Here is a 20,119-nt window from a genome sequence, read left to right as displayed (position 1 = left end):
ATTTAGTAGCTAGTGGGGCGGCATGTGACTGTGCCGTCCGTTTCGATGATCGGGGCGCCGGATTCAGTATAGGATTTGATTTTGCTAATATCTGCCTTAAAAGGGCGGAGCTGATTCAGAGAGACCTTTGGCAACAGAACGTAAACTCCACCTGTGAGTCTGATCCAGTTAAGAACGATCCCATGCTCGATCTCGGTAACATTGATCGCTGTTTTAGATTTGGCGATGATTGAGGATACGAATAAGGTGCCGACGTATTTGTCGCCGTAACCATCATTGTTAAGGTCCACCCAACGGATCGACAGAGTTTCTGTACTAAAAAAGCCAAATGTGCATTCATAGGAATGAATGGCTTGGCCGCCATCTAGGATCACTTGAGTCCATTGATAGTTAGAATCGTCGATACCCATTGCCATGATATAAAGATGCAGAACGAATTCAGCTCTGTACAACTCCAGTTGAGTTGTGTTCGTTTTCCACGCGGATCGAGAAACGCGAATCAGGTTCGATTGGGGATAGACTTGCGCACTGTCATGCAAGTCTTCATCTGTAAACTCAACGGCAACACGATTTACCTTGTCCAGAAATTGGGATTCGGAAAATGGCAGGCCTGGGATGCCGCTGATATGTTTAGCGAGGTCGCGCCCCAAGGATGTGAATTCGGCTGCGAACCCAGAACCACCGCCGCTATCCCAGCCACCCTCTGAAATTTTGGCAAAAGAAATCGGACTCAGGAGGTTTATGATCAAAAAGAGAATTGCAAATCTCATGGTGTCTCCGATACTTCGATGTTTTCGCAAGTAAGAGTCATGAAATGGCGTGGGGTCATCACTCCCGAAGAGTTAAAGACATTCACTTCATAAACGTCCATCAGAAATTTTCCTGCTTGAGACATGTGGGTGAGTGTTGCTCTGCCGTGAAGAGCTATGTCTTCATGATACCAGGAAATTCCAATGGCCCAGTTGACAAAGTTCTGCCAGTTTCCAGTAATTAAATCTGACCATTTAAAGTTGAGCGAGGTTATTGTCGCCGGTGTTCGTGTCACTGGCGCAGTTGCGAAGCCTTCACCGCTATAAAAAACAAATGAATAGTCGTAAGTCTTAAGGGCTTTTGAGCCGTAGTTGTCATAGCGGAGATAGTAGGGTTTGCCAGCAACAGAGTACTCACAGGCAATATAGCCTTTTAAAGCGCCACCGTTCATGAGGTACTGTGTCCAAGCGTATTTGCTGTCATCGACTCGTAGAATTCCCAAATACTCATGAATCACAAGCTGCATGCGATTCTCTTCGGACCAACGATAGCGAAACCAGCTGTCGATGTTGATGCGAATGAGTCCCTGGCCAGGATAGTTCAAAGCATCAACCTGGATACCTTCGGGCGAGAACAGTTGATCATTAGTAAATTCGATTCTTGTAGAAAGAACGGCCTGAAGCATTTGCTCATCAGTTACAGGGAAGTTTGCAACACTGCGGATTTTTTTTGCTGCAATTTTTCCGAAGTCGATAAATTGTTCGGTGTAGTCAGAGGTACTGCCAGGTGTGAAGATATCGGCGACGGGGCTGGCTGCCGGAGAGTAGTTCGAAAAAAACAATGTCAGAGTAACTACAAAAATATTTGTGACCAGCTTTGTTTTCATGCCCAGCTTCTATCAACCGGTCTTTAAAAATCCAAGGAAAGTTCTGTAAATATCCCTGCCTTTATTTACGTTTATGTAAAGACTTCAGCGAGATATGCCTTTGGACGGCCTGCGGGTGAGGCCAGGGATCTTGTGGAACGCCGCTTTACTAGTTTGATAACTATATATTTACCTAATTGTAAATATATGAAATCGTACGTCGCGTGAGGTGACTTCCATGAACAAGCTACAGATCTGGCAATTCAGTAACTACCGTGACTATCTGAAGGCATTTATCCAGTACCAACCTAATGGGGGGCGCGGGCAGGCTAGTAAGATTTCATCTGCACTGGGGATTCATACGACTCTCTTCAGCCAGATTTTGAATGGTCACCGTGATCTGACATTGGAGCAGGGGGCTTTGTTCTGTGACTTTGATGGGATGAACGAATCGGAAGCGGATCTTTTCCTGAATATGGTTTCTTTAGAGCGTGCCGGGAACGAGAGTTTACGTAAGAGACTCAAGAAACAAATTGAGGAACAAAAGGCTACATTTAGTGAAGTTCGTAAGCGTATTGGATCCGTAAATAAGAAGCTGACCACGTATGATCAATCGGTTTTTTATTCCAGTTGGAAGTACAGTGCAATTCGTATGCTTGCATCCCTTGAGAAGGTTCCTGACTTGAATGAGATGGCTCAAATGTTGGACCTGACTCGCCAGCGCCTGACCGAAATGGTGGACTTCATGCTTGAAAAGGGTTTGCTCGTCGAGGAAAAGGGGCGAGTGCGTATTGGTGCTGCGAAAACTCATGTGGATGCAAAATCTCAGTGGGCGACTCGACACCACACAAACTGGCGAACTCGCAATTTGACTCGTTTAGAAGTGATTGCAGATCATGAGATCTGTTTTACGGTGCCATTCAGCTGCACCAAAGAAGACTATAAGAAAATTCGTGAGATTTTTTTGCAGGCGATTGAAGATGCTTCAAAAATTGTAGGCAACAGCGACGGCGAAGAGACCCATGTTTTGTGCATGGATCTCTTTGATATGATTTAATTTAAATTAGTATTAATTGATGATTCGTCCTGCCGTCACATTCCAGATAAGGATCTGATTGATCTCAGCGTTCAGCGAGTAGCCAGTCATGGTCTCTGATTCAATATCGAATCGAATACTGATGATAAATTCGGGGTGTGGAAGGGACTTTAAGTTTGCAAAGAATAGATGACATTGCACATCTGGAGCTAAAGTGTTCAAAGTTTTTGTGCAGTAGTAATCCTGCCCATTTTTCCAGGTCTTTTCGAGACCATTTTCCTGATAGGGTAATTCTTCCGTTATTAGCTTCGAGTAGAGTATAGCTGCAAAAATTCCCGACGTTGAGCCCACAGCACCGTTGTCGTTTGCTGAGTGAATTGTGATTTCAGCAATTTGCATTGCTTGAGCCAGCGACGTTAGGGGAGAAAGTATAAATAGCAAAGCCCAAAAAAGAGATTTCATATAAGGTCCTTGCGGTCTGCCGCCGAGGGGCGGCGGCAACCGAGTTTAGTATTGAAAATTTCGATTATTTCAAAAGTGCATTTGTCATCTGAAGCGTTGTTGGCGCAGAGACTTTGCCGTTTACGTCGATCATCAATCCACAAGCAGATTCAGATACTTTTTCTGCTTTGATACACAGAAGCTCTTTACCAAGTTTTACTCCAGAACCAAGAAACTCATGGTTAACTTCTTCGATTTTCTCCATGCCTGCCCAAGCTGCTTCAGCGTCTTGACCGGAGAACATCACAAGTCCTGTGGCGTCTGCATCGTCAAAGATAGCGACTACCGGAATTTCAGTGTGCTTCATGGATGTGATGTCTGTAAGTCCAGTGATGCAGCTCATGCCTACGGCAGCAGTTCCACAGAAGAATTTCTCATTACCTTTGGCATCACCGATGGAAAATTTGCCTTTAAGGTTGTCGTACACAACTTGAGACAAATCACCAGTGATTGCTGTAAAAGCGCCCTCTTCATTTGCAAATACGATGTTTAATGTGCCGTCATAGAATTCAACTTCAGCCAATGCAGCCTGAGAAACCAATACCATTGCGATTGTTGCGATAATTTTTTTCATTAAATACTCCTTCGTAGTGTTTGTTTTGTGAACCGTTGAAGGGGTTTTAATCAAAGACTGGTGCGAGAAGTAGGTTTATATTTACTAAAAAGGTAAGGATATTTTTACGATATTGTAAAAATAGAAATGGGCAAAAAAAAGACCGATCGGTGAGGATCGGTCTTTTGCAGTGCTTCCGTAAATAGGACCTGGCACCTTTAGTCTTCTGCTGGAGCGAAGCCGCGGCGAAGAGTGTTTTCTGTGACTGCGGCTGGTTCCATGTATTGTTTGATATAGTCAGGGCCGCCAGTTTTGGAGCCGATACCAGACATTTTGAAACCACCGAATGGGTGACGGTCTACCATCGCACCAGTGATACCACGGTTGATGTATAGGTTACCCACTTCGAATTCTTCTTTCACGCGAGCGATGTTGGCAGGCGATCTAGAGAACATACCACCTGTCAGGGCGTACTCTGTCGAGTTCGCGATTTCGATTGCTTGATCCAAGTCTTTCGCGCGAATCACAGCTACAACGGGTCCGAAGACTTCTTGTTGAGCTAGTTTTGCGTCGCCTGGAACATCACCAAAGATTGTTGGTGGAACATAGAACCCATTATTTGGCGCAGTTCCTTTGAACAACAATTTGTTCGTTTTTTCAGTTTCAGCAATCGTGTTCAAGATACGCTCGTGAGCTTCTTGGTCCACAACTGGGCCCATGTAAGCTTTTGGATTTTCCGCAGACTTCACTTCGATAGAACGAGCGGCTTCAACCAAACGCTCTGTGAAGCGATCATAAACTTCATCCAAAACGATCACGCGGCTTGCCGCTGAACATTTTTGACCAGAGAAACCAAATGCAGAGTACAGAACTCCGTCGACTGCTTCATCAAGGTCTGCATCGTTATCGATGATCACGGCGTTTTTACCACCCATCTCGATAATGCATCTCTTAACGTGCTGTTGGCCTGGTTGAACCATTGATGCACGGTTTAGGATGTGAAGACCGACAGCTTTAGAACCAGTGAAGGCGATTGTTGTCGTGAATTTGTGATTCACGATGTATTCACCAACTTCTTCACCCAAACCTGGAAGGAAGTTGATAACGCCTGTTGGGAAGCCAGCCTCCTGGATCATTTTCATCAAGCCCCAAGAAACCAATGAAGATTGCTCTGCAGGTTTCATCACGACTGTATTTCCAGTTACTGCAGCCGCAGTCACCATGCCGGCTAGGATTGCCAATGGGAAGTTCCAAGGCGCGATAACCGCCGTCACACCACGAGATTTGTAGATGTAGTGAGAAAGCTCGCCAGGTAAGCCACCCACACGAAGTGGTTTTTGCAGATTGCGCATATCGCGAGCGTAGTAACGACAGAAGTCGATCGCTTCACCCACGTCACCATCAGCTTCCGCCCATGGTTTACCCACTTCAAGAACTTGAGTCGCGATCAATTGGAAGCGGTCACGTTGCATAAGGTCTGCAAGTTTATCAACCAAGGCTGCACGTTGTTCAGCTGGAACGTTTTTCCAAGTTTTGTAAGCAGTTTGTGCTGCTTGCATAGCTTGTTCCGCTTGCTCGATAGTTGCCATGTGAACTTTAGCAACAACTTGTGAACTTTCAGATGGGTTCACGCGATCAAAGATCTTTGCAGATGTTTGTTCTTTGTTGTTGATCATCAATGGCACATTCACTGGAAGAGTCGCGCGCAATGAAGCGATCGCTTTTTCCATTTTCTCGCGGTCAGCTTTAACTGCGAAATCCAAAAGTGGCTCGTTATAGAATTTGCCTGGTTTTTGCGGAATGATCGCAGAAGTCGGAGTCAAACCAGAAGCTGGGTCTTTCAAAAGCTCAGCCGTTGTTTTGTTGTCTGCGAATTTTCCACGAAGCCAAGATTCATTGGAAGAGTTCTCAAGCAAACGACGAACTAGGTACGCCATACCTGGGATCAATTCACCAACTGGAGCGTATTCACGCATGCGGTAGCCCATCTCAACGATGGTTTTTTTGATTGGTTCAGCCATTCCGTAAAGCATTTGGAATTCCAGCGCTTCTTTCGGGATGTTCAATTGTTCAGCGTACAACATACAAGCAGCGATTGTTCTTACGTTGTGAGACGCAAAAGCAGGGCGGATGTATTTGATGTTTTCAAGGAAGTATTTTGCGCACACTTCGTAGTTCGCATCAGATTCTGCTTTGTTTGTGTAAACAGGAACTGGCCAGCCACGTTGTTCAGCTTCGATAGTTTCGTAATCCCAGTATGCGCCTTTAACCAGACGTACCCAGAATGGAGTGCCACGTTTTTTTGCGAAGTCAGTCAACATCTTGACGTCTTCGAAAGAATCACGAAGGTAAGCTTGGATCACGATACCGAAGAATTTGTAGTTTTTAAATTCGTCCTCATTGATAAGCTCTGTGTAGGCTTCCAATGTCAGATGTTTGACGGAGTATTGCTCCATATCCAAATTGATGAAGACACCTTTTTGCATACCCAAGCGGAAAATAGGGCGCATGCGATCTTTAAGGATTTTTTTAGATTCGTCCCAAGCAGAGTCTTTGATTTGAGAGTAAAGTGCCGTCATTTTCACAGACACGTTTACTTTTGGAATAGCGCCTTCGTGATCGCGATCAATCTGAGGAACTTCGTCCCATTTTTCAGCGTCTTTCGCCAACCACTCGATAAGCTCGATGCATTTGTTGGAATATTCTTGCGCTTCTTTTTCAGACAAGATCGCTTCACCTAAAATGTCGACTGTGAAAGTCATTTTGTTTTTGCGTGCTTTTTTAAGAACTGGAAGAGCATCATCAGGATTTTCACCCGTGATGAACATTTGCGCCATGCCCACAACGTTTTTCTTAATCGCGCCAGCCATCAAGCCTGGAGCCAACGAGCCAAGGCCAAGACCTACGTTGAATACTGGAGGAAGTTTTCCGCCGTCTTCAGCGAAGTATTCTTTCAAGTGGCGGGCAACTTCGTCGCCGGAGTTGATAGAAGGTAGTACGTCCACGAAGCGGAACATATTGGTTTTGAATTTTTCATTTTTCATACTCCATTCCATGATGGAGCCGTACCAGAAATCTTTGGAGAAGATGGAAGCCTTGGATTGGCTTTCCATGCGTTTCATAATTTCTTCGCCACGAGTGACGATCTTCGATTGGATATCGTTCATAACTAAGCCTTCTTGTGCGGGCGAAATAGACCAGCACGTTACATTCTGTGAGTGCTGGAATATTTACTCTCTGGGCTTAGATTTTCAAGGAATTACTGAGGGGCGAGGCGTCCTATTTTACCGTCCAAGTGTGAGTGATTTTACCCACAATTTCCGCCACTAAAACGTCGCCTGGTTTTACCTGACCGACTCCGGCTGGAGTTCCCGTCAAAAGCAGGTCGCCAGGGGCTACCGGAAAATGCTGACGCACATAGTCCAACTGCTCTTCGTAAGAGAAAATCATCAAGGAGGTGTTGCCGTTTTGGCGGACCTCTCCGTTTACCATCAGTTTGATATCGATATTGCGAAGCTCATCCAAGTTTTTGACGGGGAAGAATTTAGAAATCGGGCAGGCCTCGGTAAAGCTTTTCGCCAAGGTCCATGGTTGGCCTTTGGCTTTGAGTTTCGCCTGAAGGGTGCGCTCCGTCAGATCCAAAGCCACACAGGCCGCAGAAATTTGTAAGTTCTCATCAAATTGCAATGCGATTTCGACTTCGTGATGAACATCCGTCGTCCATTTTGGCAGACGGATTTCCGAGCTCGCCAAAGTCGCACAGCTGCCGGCTTTTAAAAACACCAAAGGCTCCGTCGGAACTTCGTTGCCAAGTTCTTTCGCGTGTTCGACGTAATTGCGACCGATAGCCCAGATATTCTGAATCATAACTTACATCCTTCTGATCTCGAGGAACTTGTACATACCGTCTTTTTCAATCTCAAAACCCACACACTGGCACGGTGTCCAGTGATGGAAATGATCTTCGGAAAGATCGGTTTCACTAGGGATGATGCTCATCGCTTCAATCACCCAGTCATAATGTGAGCACATGAAAATGACTTCATTTTTCGATTCGCAGGCCTGTTCTAAAAGCTTTCCAATTCTTTTACGGAATGTTTGCAAGGACTCGTCACCTTGTTGCTCCAAAAGGTCCTCTTGGTTGGTTAGAGGAATTTTGAAGTGCTCAGCAAGGGGGCGGAAAGTGCTGTGCGTGCGTTTGCGTGGGGAAACCCAAAGGTGAGTTGGGGCTGGAAGCTCATTTTTTAGAACCTTATCCAGCAGAGTAGAGGCCTGACCGTGCCCCTCTGCCGTCAGATCGGGATCTCCCGAAAAATCCATGGCTTTTTGTGCGTGACGAAAGATATAAATCTTCATAAATCCGACTCTGCTATTGATGCTTGAATTTACAGCTCTGCTTTGCTAGTTTCGGCTGTTATTTTCTATCTATTTTGGGAGTTTGTCATGGGTAAAGAACGAGTCCACCGCTTTGTCTCTAAAGATCTGACAGTGCGTATTGCCGCTGTGAACGCGACGGAAGTTGTTCGACATATGCAGGATCTTCAAAATACGTATCCATTGGCAACGGTAGCAGTCGGCCGCAGTATGGTTGGCGCTCTTTTAATGGCGGCTCATCTGAAAGACGGTCAGCAAGTGGGACTTTTGTTCCGTGGGAACGGACCTCTATCAAGCGTTTACGCAGAGGCCAGCTATGAAGGTCACGTGCGTGGTTACACTCCAAATGCCCAATACCAACCTGAAAACTACGAAGATGGTTTGAGCTTGCGTAAAGCTTTGGGCATCGGTCTTTTGACAGTGGCTCGTCACCAACCTTTTCAAAAACAACCGTTCCAAGGAACTGTGGAAATGGTGAGCAGTGAAATCGGTGATGATATCGCTCACTACCTTCATCAGTCTCATCAAATTCGTTCATTGGTTTCTTTGGGCGTTTACTTAGATCAAAACGGTAAAGTTCAATCCGCAGGTGGTGTCATGATCGAAGTGATGCCAGGTGTGGAAGAGTCGATGGTTGAAAAAATCATCGCGAACTATGAAGCGAAAAAACCAAACATCTCTAAAATGCTCAATGAAGGTGCGACATGTGTGGACCTAGTGGCTCCGTTCATGGAAGGCATTCCTTACGAAGAGATCGAACATAACTACGATGTTGAATACTCTTGCCCTTGCACGAAAGCTCGCGTGATGCGCGCCTTGGAAGCCATGGGAGAAGAAGAGCTTCAAGACATGATTAATAAAAAAGAAGAAGTCCACGTGACTTGCCAAGTTTGCGGTAAGCCTTACGATGTTTCTTTGGGTGAAGTGGAAGAGTTGAAAAACCTGCTTCATCGTCAATCGATGAATTAGTGAAAAGGGAGCCGCAAGCTCCCTTTTTTTATGTCCCAGACTGAGACAACTCGTTTTGAAACGTCATTCGCGGAATGGCACCTGTCTATCCCTTGTGCGCCCAAATTCGCGGTGGTGATCGGCGGGATGGAGCGGTCCTTGCTTTGTCTAAGGGTATGATAAAACCCACTTTAAACCTTTTGAAACGAAACCCATGGATCTCTGTATTTGCTGCCGCCTTGGTAGCTATCAGTGTTCTAAGCTTCGTTGTAGAGGTGCGCAGAGCTCAGGGCGCCGTAGCCCAATACTTTGCGATTTGGGAAGAGGACATTGCTAAGTCCTTATTGGTTAAGCAAGATTCCACATTGCTGGATAAAATCCTAGGTCAGCTTAAAGAGGTTCATAGTTCTGTGGACCGCGTTTCGGTGAAATCCGTCGATGGCTTCTGTGCCTTTGAAAATGATATTCCTATTACATTGTTCTCTTTGCCTGCGGGGCAAGTGCAAGTTTGCTATTCCAGTGCAGACCTGGCTTTAAAAACAGCTTCGTCGCCGATCTTTTTAATTGCGATCTTTTTAGGTGTGATGTTTGTTTCTTTCGGTTCAAGACGTGACCTTTTAAATCGTCTGCAAGAACAGAAACTGCAATCCGAGCTTGATCGCAATAAAGAAATCTCTGAGATCTCCAGACAAGTCGCGCACGATATTCGTGGACCTTTGATGGCTTTGACGACTTTGGCACAACTCTCCCATGAAATGACGAACGAGAAAAAAGAACTGCTCAATCTAGCAGTGGGGCGTATCCGTGGTATCGCTGATGATCTTCTTCAGCGTGGCCGTGAAAAGGTAGAAGGCACTTCTGCTCCGGAAAAAACTGCGATGGCAGCTAAATCTTTGGCGCAAGGTGCGGATATCATCGCCGTTGCAGATCGCATTTTGAAAGAATACAGATTTTCATATCCAAATATTCAGTTTGCTTGGCACCAACACGTGAATGCAGAAAAATTGCATATTCCCTTAGAGGAAATGAAGCTTTTGAGAGTTTTGGGTAATATCTTAAATAACTCTGTCGAGGCTTCTCCAGAAACAGATGCAGCAATTAATATTTCATTGCTAGATCGTGATCAAAACTGGTTACTACAAATTATGGACAATGGCTCGGGCATTCCTGAAGAAGTTCTTCCGCAATTGATGGAAGAGGGCAAAAGCTTTGGTAAAGAAAACGGCAACGGCCTTGGTCTGTTCGACGCTCGCAAGGCATTGCAAGCGGTAGGTGGTGATTTGCAATTGCGTTCCCGCGTTGGTGTGGGGACTCAAGTGATTATGGTTATTCCTAAAAACACAGTTCGTTCTGAAGAACGAATCTCTTAGTTTTCTAACTGAATTCCCAAAACATTTTCGATGGTTTTATCGTAGATATCTTTCTTCTTGGCTTTACCAGGAGCTTGGATTTTGCGAGTTTGCGCCAAATCTGCAGTGAAGGCTCTAAATAGGTCCGATTCCTTTTCAGAAGCTGTCACTGTGAAGTGATATTCTTTGTCTTTACAAGATGCGATCATTTGTACTGCGGTCGCCAGTTTTCCTGCCGTCGTTAATTGAATTTCGGAAACATTCAGAGTGGTGATCTTAGTTTCAAGTGAAGACTCGGGCGAGCTTTCGACATTTTCGATCGCACAAGGAAAAGTAATAACCAAAGGAGACTGCGCACGAATTCCCAAAGTGCCAGTCAAAGAAACGGGTTCAGGAGAGGTCTGAGGGAAAGCCATTTCAGAGATCATCAGTCCCCAAGGATTTTCCAGAGTTCTTTCTGTATCATCAATTTTCAAATTGGCCTTAATGTACAACTGGCTGGCCTTGCCTTGAGCTTCGCTAATCTGCAAAGACAAAACCGCATGATAACTATTGCCACCGACATTTGTGAGAGCGAGCAGGGTGCTTCGTTGATTCAAAGACTTACTTTGAATTTTATCACGCAGACGTTGGACTTCTTGAATGCGTTTTTCGCGCAAACTTGGCGACATCAAAAACGAAAGAGACGTTTGCGTTTGCCAGAAGTTATTCGAGTCGTAGGTAAAATAGCGCTCTAGGTACTGTCTCAGGAACGTGGTTTTTTCCATCTCGCTGAGTTGCAAGCTTTGCGGGCGTTTATCAGCTCCACCAGTCATGTCCGTTGTGATGGCGATCACCCTTGGATTTGATTTTAGCTGCCAGTAAAGGACACTCACCACAGAGGCCCAGATAAAACTTGCCGCAAATAAAATCTGCCAAAGGTGCTTTTTCATTATTCGCCCTTTTCTAAAGGCAGAATTTCAATCATCTGATCACGGTGGTATTTGCGATTAGGTCCCTCGTCCACCCATTGATCAATTTTGTAGAGTTTGATTTTAGCTTTACCGCTTTGGAAGTACTTACGATCCGCAGCACCTTTAGTTTCTTTTAAAAGAGTCGCAGTACCATTTTGGAAGAAATCCAATTGAGCTTTCATCTTTTCATTTTCAAGCTTCACCATGTCGATGTCGCGCTCGTCATTGAAATAGTAGTTCGCAGCGATTGCGGAAACCACACCAATAATACCACCCCAGTAGAGTGCATGAAGTTCCGGTCTCTCATCTTCAGGCGCTGTGGCAGCACCAATTCCCGCACCAACGGCGACACCTGCCATCGTAGCAGCTAAACGACTTTTTTGATTAGTGGCACAGGCAGAAAACAGGAGGCAAACGCACAGAAGTAGAATCGATTTTCTCATGGGTTTAATGCTAAGGATGTTTAGTCCAAGAGGAAAGGAAAAAGAAAAGGGCGCTCAAGAATTTTTGAGCGCCCTTTTTAATTAAGACTTAATCTGTTTGCAGCTGATTACAATTTTTGGATGATAGCGTCTGTGAACGATTGAGTCGTTCCTTTACCGCCCAAGTCACCCGTGCGAGCGTTGATATCAGACAATGCTGCGATCAAAGCTTTCATGATAGCGTCAGCTTTTGCTGGTTCGCCCACGTGTTGAAGCATCATCACTGCGGATTGCAACAACGCCGTTGGGTTGGCTTTGTTTTGGCCAGCGATATCTGGTGCGGAACCGTGAACAGCTTCAAAGATCGCTGCTTTTTCACCGATATTAGCGCCTGGAACGACTCCCAAACCACCTACAAGTCCTGCGCAAAGGTCAGACAAGATATCGCCGTACAAGTTTTCAGTCACGATCACGTCGAACTGTTGCGGGCGAGTCACTAGCTGCATGCAGGCGTTATCAACGATAACGTCTTTAGTTTGGATGTTTGGATATTGCCAGCCGACTTCTTGAGCGACTTTCAAAAACAAACCGTCAGACATTTTCATGATGTTGGCTTTGTGAACGATCGCTACTTGTTTGCGACCTGTTTTTTGAGCCAAGTCATAAGCGTAACGAGCGATTCTCTCAGAACCTCTGCGAGTGATGCGTTTGATTGACTCTGCCGTGTTTTCATCAACCATGCGCTCGATACCAGCGTAAAGGTCTTCCGTGTTTTCACGGACAATCGTCAAATTAACGTCAGAAGCCACACACTGAACGCCCGGAAGAGAGCGAACAGGGCGAACGTTCGCGTAAAGGTCAAATTTCTGTCTCATCGTTACGTTGATGGACTTGTGACCGCCGCCTACTGGAGTTGTTGTAGGGCCTTTGATTGCCAGGCGAGTTTTGTTGATGGAATCAACTGTGTTTTGTGGAAGAAGGTCGCCCAATTTAGCCAAGGCGATTTCACCGGCTTGGTGCTCTTCGTATTCAAACGGAGCTTGTACGTGTTTAAGAACACGGATCACTTGAGTCATAATTTCGGGGCCAATGCCATCACCAGGGATTACAGTCAGTTTCATCATAGTCTGCCTTTCAGAATGGAACAGAAATACCAAGTTTGGGCTCAAACCTCAATATATTGGTTTTAAAACTCCCCATTTGCGGCGGAAGGCTGTCCAGAACTTTGACATCCAAATAATGCGTGAAATCAAATACTTACGGCTGTTCATGTGGGGTGTCTGCGCACCTGACAGGGCATTGCCCGTATCACTCGCAGATTGCCGTAAATCGTAATTATTTAAAAATTGTGGAATTTCAGACAGTTAGGGCCGTCCCGGAGGTGGAACAGGATGGTCCCGTCTTTGTAATAGGTAACATCAGGAGGACTGCTCATGTGGAAGTCAATTAGCGTAGCATTGCTTGTGGTGACGGCTTTATTTCTAGAAGCCTGTGCGCCTAAATCGCAAGAAAGCTGCGGATTTGTTCAAAATAGCTATGGTGAGCGCGTCTCTTGGAAAAACGATGTTCCGGTGACTATGTATCTTCACGAGTCCGTTCCACAAGAATACGTGGGTGCGGTTGTGGCTGCGGCTCAAACTTGGGAGCGCAACACGGGTCGTAGACTCTTTAATATTGTTACAACTCCACGTATCTCGGGGCCGAATGAGCCTCGCCAAGACGGGAAAAACGTCATTTATTTCATGAAAAACTGGGAGCCTGAAAAGGCGTCAGAGCAAGCTCGCACCACGGTGTTGTGGACGGGTGACCAGATTCGTGAAACTGATATTCGCGTTAATACAAAGTATGAATTCTATTGGAATAACAAGAGCTCAGGCTCTGTAAATATCGAAGCTTTGATCCTGCACGAGATGGGTCATGTTTTGGGTCTCAAACATAATGATGATGGTGGTTCCGTTATGGCTACATATCTTCATGATCACGAAGACCGCACGGAGCTTGCTTCTCAGGATACAACAGATTTGAAGTGCGAGTACTAGTGACTCGGCTTGTAAAAGTTTTATGTAAGTTTATTTAAGTTGAGAGATCTTTTTTTCGAAATAGACTTTTATGTCGGCGCGGCTCCCAAAGCGTGCAGAATCAGGAGTTCAAGATGAGAGTGATTAATAAGAACGAGACAGTGCAAGTTGAAGAGACAGCAGCAGTGACAGGGTCTTTCTTGGAATCATTTCTACAATCTGAACCTGTGGCGCAGAAGTCTTACCACGAGCTTGCAGACAAGACTGTACAAGAGGCGGATGCAATTTCTCAATTGCACGCTAATCTAGAAATGCTTTACGACTTGCAAACAAGATATAGTTTTGTAATGCGCGAAGTGCGTTATCTTTTGAAGGCCTAAACTCTATTTAATTCAGTCTGACAAATTTCTTACCATAACCAAACACATGTTAGATGACATACAATAAATATTCGCGTTTGATGTTCTCTAGAGGAGAACTCCATGCAGGATATGAATAAGTCAACATGTGCACACGTATGTATCCCGACTGGCGGAATTCATCCTATTGTTCAACGCCAGTTCCAAAAGTGGGGTCTTACGAAAACCGAAGGTGACATCGGTATGTTGCTGTTGAAAGGATTAAGTTTGCGCGCGATTGCGCAGACTCGTGGTACTTCAGAAACCACGGTGAGACAGCAAGCATTGATTTTGTACAAGAAAGCTGCCGTAGAGGGACGTCATCAGTTAGCGGCATACTTCCTGGAAGATCTTCTGAAACCTTGCGAACAACCCAAGTTCGAATTGTCATAAGGGGCCTAAGGGCCCCTTTTTTTATTTCCGAATCATTACAACGCGAGTTTTATTAGCCGTACGGATGTTTCCGCATGGACCTTTATATAAATTTGTTTGTGTTTGTCATGGAGTCATTGTTTGTAAACACCGACAGGCCTACAGTAGGGCTTAGCAACCTCCATGAGGATTCTATGCCCGAAACGATTTACGTAAAGCTTGTTGGCGGAGAAGTGCCTGTATGGCGCCCGGTTTTAGCGAACAAGATTCAAAGTGATGTTTACAAAATTCTGCCGTCACCGTCGAACCATATGCCACTAGGAGAGCAGTGGGAATTCGTTCCTGGCAGCTTGGTCGAGGTAAAAGAGAAGCTTATGGATAATCAATTTGTGAAAGTCGCCGTTAGCAGCAACTTTCTAATTGGTTAAGAGGTCTTTATTTAAATTTGTACCTCGGCATGGCGAGATTGTTCAATTTTTCTAATTTCAGTTCTGATGTTGTTCACGCGATTAAATAGGGTGTGCAGTCTGTGATTAGGAGCAAACATTTCTTGGGTAATGTCACTCGTCGTGTGAGTGTTGTTCTTTCCGACAAAAATAAATTTCGTTTCTGAATCATCAGGTTGATCTTCCTTGTTTTTCAAACGTGGGAAGGCTTGATAGATTCCAGAGATATCACTCATAAGATCTTTTGTCGGGTGGTGAACGGAATCGTGATTGCCACCGCCGATGATGGATTTTCCATTGCTGAAGTAAAGACTCGCGGAACCTTCAGAGGTATAGACTTCCGTTACCGTCGTTTCGCCGACCTTATATTCGCACAACAGAGCATAGAGTCCCGCAACTGTTGGTTCAATTCGTTGCGAGTGGGGCAGATTCAGCGCCATGTCTCGCAACTCTTGATATGGGTTGCGTGTTGCCTCGATGATATTTTCGCGGCGGTTTGTATTAAAAACTTTGTTAAGTACAGATTTGATCATTTTAAGACTCCTTGATGCAGGGACCTTATTGCAATGCCCGGGCACAGAGAAAATCCGAAAAATGAACCTGTACTGCGCTTTAATTCATTTTGAGGGCGGGGTGTTTCTCACTTTTTGGATTCCGTCCGATGTCTGGGACGGGGAGCTGTGTCCTGGGTTGAAAGAAAACAGCTTCTTTGTTAGAGTGAAAGTCTGATGAAAAAGCGTTTACTGGTTCTTAAGTTTATTTCACATTGCCGCAGGGATTCTCTCTGTGGCCTTTTCTGTATCTAGTTCATTCTAATTTTTAAATAAGACAATTGAATAAGGAGTTCGTGTATGGAGCAAAATCCATCGTTGGTCATTTCACGTGAAGACTATCAAAAAATATCTACATTGCTGTCGGTTGCTCAAACTGACATTGCCGATCTATTGGAAGAGGAGCTGGGGCGTGCAGAGTTGGTCGAAGCTGCTGAGATTCCAAAAGATACGGTGTCTATGAACGATAAGGTGTCGTTCGTAGATTTAGATTCTGGCAAAGAGCAGGAAGTGACGTTGGTGTATCCTTTGGATGCGGATATCAATGGAAATAAGGTTTCTATTCTTGCTCCCGTCGGGGCGGCACTTATCGGTCTGAAAGTGGGACAGATCATTCATTGGCCACTAGGCTCAGACAAAGTGAAACGTATCAAAGTTATAGCTGTTCAACGCGGATAGCAGTTACTTTGTAGTTTACGAAAGGCGAGGATTTAAGTCGAATCCTCGCCAGAGGTCTAGTTGCGATCAGGGAGTGAGATACCGAGAAGTATTTGTTAATAATATCGGGAGACTACCTATGAAAAAGCTAGTTTGTTTGGTCGCAGGAACTGCGGCTCTTTTGTCTGCTTGCTCGACATCGAATGTGAAAACAGCAGAGGTTCAATCCTATCGTAACCCGGCTAGTACCGGGGAATTGATTTCTGGAAGTCAGAAGGTACTTGCGGATATCGGGAACTCACAAGTATTCAACCCACAAACTTGTCCCACGTTTGTAAATAACGTGACCGATTACCTTTTCCATTTGCCGGCCGATCACTTTATTCCCAAAACTTCTGAAGAAAAAGAGAATTTGAAAAAGTACGGCCCCGAGGTTCTGGATACGGTTTTTCAAATTCGTGTTGCTCTTCATGAAAAACTCCAAAAGTTTGATTCCCGCAATGAACTTAGCAAAGACTGTTTGCAAAAAATGAGAGAAGGCTTTCAGTATGCGCGCTTCTCTGAGGAGTATTTGCTAGATTGGCTTTACTCACAAAAAGTATACACATTTAAGAAAACTCCCATCATGACGAATGAAAAGCCAAGCACTTGGACAAATCCAAAGTTTGCTGGGTTTGAGTTGCAGGCTGGTGACGTGATGTTGATTCGCGGTAAGTCCTACGTTTCTGCGATGATCGCGCGTATCGCGGATGAGGAAGGTAACTTTTCTCATTTGGCGATCGTGGGCCAAGATAAGAACGGCAAAAAGTATGTTGTCGAAGCTTTGATTCAGTACGGAGTGACAGTGACGCCTCTAGAAAAATGGCGTCAAGCGGAAGACTCTCGTGTGGCGTTATTCCGCTATCCTGATAAGGAGCTTGCGACTAAAGCAGCTCGCTATATGTATGACCATGCTCAAAATGCTTTGGATAAGAAAAAAGGTATTCGCTATGACTTTGCGATGAATGACGATGATTATTCAGAGTTGTTCTGTTCAGAAGTGATCCGTATGGCCTATGACAAGGCATCAGGCGGGCAGGTGATTGTTCCCAAGTATCGCAGCACGGTGAGTAAGTTTAAGGACACGACTTATCCGCGCAGCCTGGGCGTGACGAAGTCCTCTTTGTTTGCTCCGTATGATATCGAAGTCGATCCGCGCTTTGAGTTCCTTGCAGAGTATCGCTATATGCCGTTGCTTCGTCAGGTCAGAATGCAAGATGCGGTTTTGCAAAGTGTTTATAGCTGGATGATCGAGAAGGATTATACATTTACGTGGGCACCTCAGCACAGTGCCAAAGCTTATTTGGCTAAGATGGTTCGTCAGTTCGGTGTCGCGAAGGACACTCTGCCAAAGTATATGCCCGTAGAAAGCATCAAAACGAATGTGCAGTTTGAAACAGTGGCTTCGATTTTAGAGAAGAACATTTATGAAAAAGAAGCGGAGTTCTATAAGAAGAACGGGTACCTGCCATCATTTCAAGATATGATGGCTATGAACGAAGAATTCCGTATTAAAGATTGCAAGGCGGGAGTTAAAAATCCTGCCCTCGGCAATATGTCGAAGTTTCACTGGTTCTTTCATCGTAAAGATGACAAGTGTATCTAGGCTTTGCGGTTAAAGCCAACGGCGTTGAGCTTCGGGATCTTGTAAACAACCCAGTCGCCCATACGTTCGCGTGTCATACCTTCTGTGACGACGGGTTGCTCGAAAGCAAACTCCTCACGGAAGGTTTGATAGGAACTCGAGCTTGAAGTCTTGTTATTGTCTTCTACTTTGTCTTTAAAAGAGCGCTGACCAGAAATAGTGGCGCGATCTTTCTGTACGGAGACGCGCACGCTGTCTTTTTCATGCTCAGGTACGAACGCTTTTAGGACATAGAAGTTATGGGTTTCATCCATAATGCTGCCGCGATTTTCTATCTTATAGAATGGATCGTTGGCTTTATCAGAATATTTACCAGCCTCTTTAACGAATTCACGACGAGTGTTAGCAAGTTCTTGGGCATAGACTTCATCTTGAATCAGTAAAGATTCGCGGTTGGCCTCGTTATTTTTTTGATACGTGCTTTGGAAGCGATCATTCTGAGTTTTGATCTCTTTTTCGTAGGCTTTTTTGTTTTGCATGATGCGCTGACTGTATTGCGCATTCAAGTTCTTCTCTTTGCTATCCCATTGCTGTTGTTGCTTTTGGTATTGGCTTTCACCTTCGACTTGAGTACGAGTCAGTTTTTTATTTTGCTGCTCTTGCTCAAACGCGATCTTTTGCTCTCCACGAGAGCGGGTGTCGTTGATTTCTTTTTCTTGTTTATCACGCAGGCGAGTTTGTGCTGTTTTGCCGCGTTCAACTTCATTGTTCAGGGCCGTCTCGTTGGAAGAGCGTTGGCTTTCGAGGCGTTTTTGTGAAAACGTATCGATCTCTTTCATGTCCTTGTTGTAGCGTTCTTTCGCAGCCTGTACGTCTGTTGCTGATTTTTCGCGAATCGAATTTACTTGGTTTTGGCCATACTCTTGAGTTTCCTGAATCTTACGATTGGAATCTTCTTGAACTGTTGCCAGTTGAGCTTGGCGTTTTTCGCGCGTTTGATTTAGCTTTTCGTCATAGCCTTTTTGCAGAACCGCGGTGCGAGCGTTGTAAGTGTCGCCCAGTTGGCGGCGTTGCTCGACAGAGTTTTCGACCAATTCCTTTTGGCGCTCACGGATGTGATTGACCGCAGCCTCATTGCTTTCGCGCAGAGTTTCTTTTTTATCAGCATAGTATCCACGAAGATCATCAAGCTGTTGCTCGTTCTCTTTGGAGACTTGCTTCTTCTTGCGATTGAAGTCCGACTGAAGTTCACTCAGTTCGGCTTGTTGGGCTTTGCGTGCGGAATTGTCGATAGATGACATATCCACTAGTGTATCAAAAAGAGGCAATTCAATTAAGGTGCTGGACTCTCTTCAGAGGGAATCTGGCCTTTGGGGTTGGGGCAGTGGGGGCGCATACCATCGGTGCGACCATAGCAGCGCCAAGTAGCGATGTAGCTGATGTCTTCGTCCAATGCCACCGGATAAAAAGAACGGTACTGCTCAGGATCAAGGGTGCTTTCTACTAGACGAAAGCCTGGACCCGCGTCGGCTTCTGCCGGGGCTGCCGCTGCAGCGGGAGCGCGCTTTGCTATTTTCAAAAGGAAAACACGGTACTCAGCTTGGGCGAGTGCCGGGATTAAGAAAATAAAGAAAGCCGATAAGAGACGTCGATATTTCACAATATCCCCTATCGGCTTTGCGGTGGGAAAACATAATTCCAGGCACCCTGTCAGGATAGCATTAGGATTTTGCATTGCATTAGTTTCCGGTTTCGATGTCGAATTAGGACTCTAAGAGATCGACATAAAAGGGAACATCTCAGAGCGTGGCAGAAAATGTTCGGGATAATGGAAAAGAATTAAACACTTTCCATTGGAGAGTTGTCATATGTGAATAAAATAAAAAACCGCTCTCGAGGAGCGGCTTTTTTATTAGTGGGCGTGTTCGTGATTGGCGCGAACCGTATTTTCAACAATGTGAAAATACGCACGGACAAGCATTTGATAACTTTCTGGGTCCAATGCCTGCAAATACGCCATTTTTTCGAAATAGGTTTTCTTTGCGATGAGTTCTGTCATCACATCTTGGACCTTTTTCATTTTGTCGAAGCTGTAGAAGTCTTTGTCGTCTGTGACTTCCTTAAGGACATTCGCGATGGTTGTGTTATCGAACAGAACATGAACACCCATAGCGGAGTGAGAGAGTAGAGCTTCCATGCGCTCGAGACTTGTCTCTTCAATGCCAGTGTTTGCCAAGATCGCCTCCTTGCGATTGCGACGTTCTATTTCCTTCGATGTTGAGGAAGATTTCGGAGAGTTGCA

General features: G+C 45.2%; 23 protein-coding genes. 9 read left to right on the top strand and 14 right to left on the bottom strand.

All coding sequences use genetic code 11. The annotated features are described in order from the left end of the window. Positions 1 to 2 precede the first annotated feature (2 nt). A complete protein-coding gene (locus tag ACLVWP_RS13300; RefSeq protein ID WP_413557876.1) occupies positions 3 to 770 on the bottom strand; it encodes a hypothetical protein in 768 nt (255 codons plus the stop codon). After that, positions 767 to 1,636 carry a hypothetical protein gene (locus tag ACLVWP_RS13295; RefSeq protein ID WP_413557874.1) on the bottom strand — a complete coding sequence of 290 codons (870 nt, stop codon included), beginning with the start codon at positions 1,634 to 1,636 and terminating at the stop codon, positions 767 to 769. Before ACLVWP_RS13295 ends, ACLVWP_RS13300 begins: the two co-directional genes overlap by 4 nt. A 217-nt stretch (positions 1,637 to 1,853) precedes the next feature. Here ACLVWP_RS13295 and ACLVWP_RS13290 point away from each other — a divergent pair, with 217 nt between their 5' ends. Beyond that, positions 1,854 to 2,672, top strand: coding sequence for a TIGR02147 family protein (locus ACLVWP_RS13290; RefSeq protein ID WP_413557872.1), 819 nt, complete (start codon positions 1,854 to 1,856; stop codon positions 2,670 to 2,672). 12 nt (positions 2,673 to 2,684) lie between these two features. Here the strand turns inward: ACLVWP_RS13290 and ACLVWP_RS13285 are convergent, their stop codons facing one another. From ACLVWP_RS13285 to ACLVWP_RS13265, 5 genes are all read right to left on the bottom strand, one after another. Beyond that, entirely contained in the window at positions 2,685 to 3,113 is a 429-nt protein-coding gene (locus tag ACLVWP_RS13285; protein WP_413557871.1) for a hypothetical protein, read from the bottom strand. A 64-nt stretch (positions 3,114 to 3,177) separates the two neighbouring features. Then, positions 3,178 to 3,726: a hypothetical protein gene (locus ACLVWP_RS13280; protein WP_413557870.1), complete on the bottom strand. Its 549-nt coding sequence runs from the start codon at positions 3,724 to 3,726 to the stop codon at positions 3,178 to 3,180. Positions 3,727 to 3,923: 197 nt separating this feature from the next. After that, positions 3,924 to 6,872, bottom strand: a complete 2,949-nt coding sequence (gene pruA / locus ACLVWP_RS13275) for an L-glutamate gamma-semialdehyde dehydrogenase (RefSeq protein WP_413557868.1) — start codon at positions 6,870 to 6,872, stop codon at positions 3,924 to 3,926. A gap of 112 nt (positions 6,873 to 6,984) precedes the next feature. Further along, positions 6,985 to 7,572: a fumarylacetoacetate hydrolase family protein gene (locus ACLVWP_RS13270; RefSeq protein ID WP_413557867.1), complete on the bottom strand. Its 588-nt coding sequence runs from the start codon at positions 7,570 to 7,572 to the stop codon at positions 6,985 to 6,987. Positions 7,573 to 7,575: 3 nt separating this feature from the next. Continuing rightward, positions 7,576 to 8,061, bottom strand: coding sequence for a phosphoglycerate mutase family protein (locus ACLVWP_RS13265; protein ID WP_413557866.1), 486 nt, complete (start codon positions 8,059 to 8,061; stop codon positions 7,576 to 7,578). An 87-nt stretch (positions 8,062 to 8,148) separates the two neighbouring features. Between ACLVWP_RS13265 and ACLVWP_RS13260 the strand changes: the two genes are divergently transcribed. Next, positions 8,149 to 9,048 (top strand): Hsp33 family molecular chaperone HslO, encoded by a 900-nt coding sequence (locus ACLVWP_RS13260; RefSeq protein WP_413557864.1) that lies wholly within the window; start codon positions 8,149 to 8,151, stop codon positions 9,046 to 9,048. 179 nt (positions 9,049 to 9,227) lie between these two features. Continuing rightward, complete coding sequence (locus ACLVWP_RS13255) at positions 9,228 to 10,397, top strand: sensor histidine kinase (protein WP_413557862.1); 1,170 nt, start codon at positions 9,228 to 9,230, stop codon at positions 10,395 to 10,397. On the opposite strand, the gene ACLVWP_RS13250 is transcribed toward ACLVWP_RS13255, so the two are convergent. From ACLVWP_RS13250 to ACLVWP_RS13240, 3 genes are all read right to left on the bottom strand, one after another. After that, entirely contained in the window at positions 10,394 to 11,308 is a 915-nt protein-coding gene (locus tag ACLVWP_RS13250; RefSeq protein ID WP_413557860.1) for a hypothetical protein, read from the bottom strand. The genes ACLVWP_RS13255 and ACLVWP_RS13250 overlap by 4 nt on opposite strands. Beyond that, positions 11,308 to 11,772 (bottom strand): hypothetical protein, encoded by a 465-nt coding sequence (locus ACLVWP_RS13245; RefSeq protein ID WP_413557859.1) that lies wholly within the window; start codon positions 11,770 to 11,772, stop codon positions 11,308 to 11,310. The genes ACLVWP_RS13250 and ACLVWP_RS13245 overlap by 1 nt, the downstream gene beginning before the upstream one ends. A 107-nt stretch (positions 11,773 to 11,879) precedes the next feature. Further along, the gene (locus ACLVWP_RS13240) at positions 11,880 to 12,875 is read right to left on the bottom strand and encodes an isocitrate/isopropylmalate dehydrogenase family protein (protein ID WP_413557858.1); all 996 of its coding nucleotides are present in this window, start codon (positions 12,873 to 12,875) and stop codon (positions 11,880 to 11,882) included. A gap of 309 nt (positions 12,876 to 13,184) precedes the next feature. Between ACLVWP_RS13240 and ACLVWP_RS13235 the strand changes: the two genes are divergently transcribed. The 4 genes from ACLVWP_RS13235 to ACLVWP_RS13220 all read left to right on the top strand — a co-directional run bounded on the left by ACLVWP_RS13235 (position 13,185) and on the right by ACLVWP_RS13220 (position 14,967). Further along, positions 13,185 to 13,790 carry a matrixin family metalloprotease gene (locus ACLVWP_RS13235; protein ID WP_413557857.1) on the top strand — a complete coding sequence of 202 codons (606 nt, stop codon included), beginning with the start codon at positions 13,185 to 13,187 and terminating at the stop codon, positions 13,788 to 13,790. A gap of 113 nt (positions 13,791 to 13,903) precedes the next feature. Next, positions 13,904 to 14,149, top strand: coding sequence for a hypothetical protein (locus ACLVWP_RS13230; protein WP_413557856.1), 246 nt, complete (start codon positions 13,904 to 13,906; stop codon positions 14,147 to 14,149). Positions 14,150 to 14,260: 111 nt separating this feature from the next. Continuing rightward, positions 14,261 to 14,560 carry a helix-turn-helix transcriptional regulator gene (locus ACLVWP_RS13225; RefSeq protein ID WP_413557854.1) on the top strand — a complete coding sequence of 100 codons (300 nt, stop codon included), beginning with the start codon at positions 14,261 to 14,263 and terminating at the stop codon, positions 14,558 to 14,560. A 173-nt stretch (positions 14,561 to 14,733) separates the two neighbouring features. Next, the gene (locus ACLVWP_RS13220; protein ID WP_413557853.1) at positions 14,734 to 14,967 is read left to right on the top strand and encodes a hypothetical protein; all 234 of its coding nucleotides are present in this window, start codon (positions 14,734 to 14,736) and stop codon (positions 14,965 to 14,967) included. An 11-nt stretch (positions 14,968 to 14,978) separates the two neighbouring features. Here the strand turns inward: ACLVWP_RS13220 and ACLVWP_RS13215 are convergent, their stop codons facing one another. Then, positions 14,979 to 15,518 carry a hypothetical protein gene (locus ACLVWP_RS13215; protein WP_413557851.1) on the bottom strand — a complete coding sequence of 180 codons (540 nt, stop codon included), beginning with the start codon at positions 15,516 to 15,518 and terminating at the stop codon, positions 14,979 to 14,981. A 318-nt stretch (positions 15,519 to 15,836) separates the two neighbouring features. Between ACLVWP_RS13215 and rnk the strand changes: the two genes are divergently transcribed. Both rnk and ACLVWP_RS13205 read left to right on the top strand, forming a co-directional pair. After that, positions 15,837 to 16,214 (top strand): nucleoside diphosphate kinase regulator, encoded by a 378-nt coding sequence (gene rnk, locus ACLVWP_RS13210; RefSeq protein WP_413557850.1) that lies wholly within the window; start codon positions 15,837 to 15,839, stop codon positions 16,212 to 16,214. Between the two features lie 118 nt (positions 16,215 to 16,332). Continuing rightward, positions 16,333 to 17,838, top strand: a complete 1,506-nt coding sequence (locus ACLVWP_RS13205; RefSeq protein ID WP_413557848.1) for a YiiX/YebB-like N1pC/P60 family cysteine hydrolase — start codon at positions 16,333 to 16,335, stop codon at positions 17,836 to 17,838. Here the strand turns inward: ACLVWP_RS13205 and ACLVWP_RS13200 are convergent. The 3 genes from ACLVWP_RS13200 to ACLVWP_RS13190 all read right to left on the bottom strand — a co-directional run bounded on the left by ACLVWP_RS13200 (position 17,835) and on the right by ACLVWP_RS13190 (position 20,053). Continuing rightward, positions 17,835 to 19,118: a hypothetical protein gene (locus ACLVWP_RS13200; protein ID WP_413557847.1), complete on the bottom strand. Its 1,284-nt coding sequence runs from the start codon at positions 19,116 to 19,118 to the stop codon at positions 17,835 to 17,837. The two genes, ACLVWP_RS13205 and ACLVWP_RS13200, sit on opposite strands and share 4 nt — an antisense overlap. 32 nt (positions 19,119 to 19,150) lie before the next feature. Then, positions 19,151 to 19,477, bottom strand: coding sequence for a hypothetical protein (locus ACLVWP_RS13195; RefSeq protein ID WP_413557846.1), 327 nt, complete (start codon positions 19,475 to 19,477; stop codon positions 19,151 to 19,153). Between the two features lie 252 nt (positions 19,478 to 19,729). Beyond that, positions 19,730 to 20,053 (bottom strand): hypothetical protein, encoded by a 324-nt coding sequence (locus ACLVWP_RS13190; RefSeq protein WP_413557844.1) that lies wholly within the window; start codon positions 20,051 to 20,053, stop codon positions 19,730 to 19,732. Between the last annotated feature and the right edge of the window lie 66 nt (positions 20,054 to 20,119).

This window comes from Bdellovibrio sp. HCB209 (assembly GCF_047306065.1).
Classification (GTDB): domain Bacteria; phylum Bdellovibrionota; class Bdellovibrionia; order Bdellovibrionales; family Bdellovibrionaceae; genus Bdellovibrio.
Note: the sequence above shows the minus strand (reverse complement) of the source record. Positions and strands in the feature narration are given on the sequence as shown.

Excerpts from the sequence above, each read along its gene's own strand:
- ACLVWP_RS13300 (WP_413557876.1), bottom strand. The coding sequence starts at position 770 with ATGAGATTTGCAATTCTCTTTTTGATCATAAACCTCCTGAGTCCGATT.
- ACLVWP_RS13295 (WP_413557874.1), bottom strand. The coding sequence starts at position 1,636 with ATGAAAACAAAGCTGGTCACAAATATTTTTGTAGTTACTCTGACATTG.
- ACLVWP_RS13290 (WP_413557872.1), top strand. The coding sequence starts at position 1,854 with ATGAACAAGCTACAGATCTGGCAATTCAGTAACTACCGTGACTATCTG.
- ACLVWP_RS13285 (WP_413557871.1), bottom strand. The coding sequence starts at position 3,113 with ATGAAATCTCTTTTTTGGGCTTTGCTATTTATACTTTCTCCCCTAACG.
- ACLVWP_RS13280 (WP_413557870.1), bottom strand. The coding sequence starts at position 3,726 with ATGAAAAAAATTATCGCAACAATCGCAATGGTATTGGTTTCTCAGGCT.
- pruA (WP_413557868.1), bottom strand. The coding sequence starts at position 6,872 with ATGAACGATATCCAATCGAAGATCGTCACTCGTGGCGAAGAAATTATG.
- ACLVWP_RS13270 (WP_413557867.1), bottom strand. The coding sequence starts at position 7,572 with ATGATTCAGAATATCTGGGCTATCGGTCGCAATTACGTCGAACACGCG.
- ACLVWP_RS13265 (WP_413557866.1), bottom strand. The coding sequence starts at position 8,061 with ATGAAGATTTATATCTTTCGTCACGCACAAAAAGCCATGGATTTTTCG.
- ACLVWP_RS13260 (WP_413557864.1), top strand. The coding sequence starts at position 8,149 with ATGGGTAAAGAACGAGTCCACCGCTTTGTCTCTAAAGATCTGACAGTG.
- ACLVWP_RS13250 (WP_413557860.1), bottom strand. The coding sequence starts at position 11,308 with ATGAAAAAGCACCTTTGGCAGATTTTATTTGCGGCAAGTTTTATCTGG.
- ACLVWP_RS13245 (WP_413557859.1), bottom strand. The coding sequence starts at position 11,772 with ATGAGAAAATCGATTCTACTTCTGTGCGTTTGCCTCCTGTTTTCTGCC.
- ACLVWP_RS13240 (WP_413557858.1), bottom strand. The coding sequence starts at position 12,875 with ATGATGAAACTGACTGTAATCCCTGGTGATGGCATTGGCCCCGAAATT.
- ACLVWP_RS13235 (WP_413557857.1), top strand. The coding sequence starts at position 13,185 with ATGTGGAAGTCAATTAGCGTAGCATTGCTTGTGGTGACGGCTTTATTT.
- ACLVWP_RS13230 (WP_413557856.1), top strand. The coding sequence starts at position 13,904 with ATGAGAGTGATTAATAAGAACGAGACAGTGCAAGTTGAAGAGACAGCA.
- ACLVWP_RS13225 (WP_413557854.1), top strand. The coding sequence starts at position 14,261 with ATGAATAAGTCAACATGTGCACACGTATGTATCCCGACTGGCGGAATT.
- ACLVWP_RS13220 (WP_413557853.1), top strand. The coding sequence starts at position 14,734 with ATGCCCGAAACGATTTACGTAAAGCTTGTTGGCGGAGAAGTGCCTGTA.
- ACLVWP_RS13215 (WP_413557851.1), bottom strand. The coding sequence starts at position 15,518 with ATGATCAAATCTGTACTTAACAAAGTTTTTAATACAAACCGCCGCGAA.
- rnk (WP_413557850.1), top strand. The coding sequence starts at position 15,837 with ATGGAGCAAAATCCATCGTTGGTCATTTCACGTGAAGACTATCAAAAA.
- ACLVWP_RS13205 (WP_413557848.1), top strand. The coding sequence starts at position 16,333 with ATGAAAAAGCTAGTTTGTTTGGTCGCAGGAACTGCGGCTCTTTTGTCT.
- ACLVWP_RS13200 (WP_413557847.1), bottom strand. The coding sequence starts at position 19,118 with ATGTCATCTATCGACAATTCCGCACGCAAAGCCCAACAAGCCGAACTG.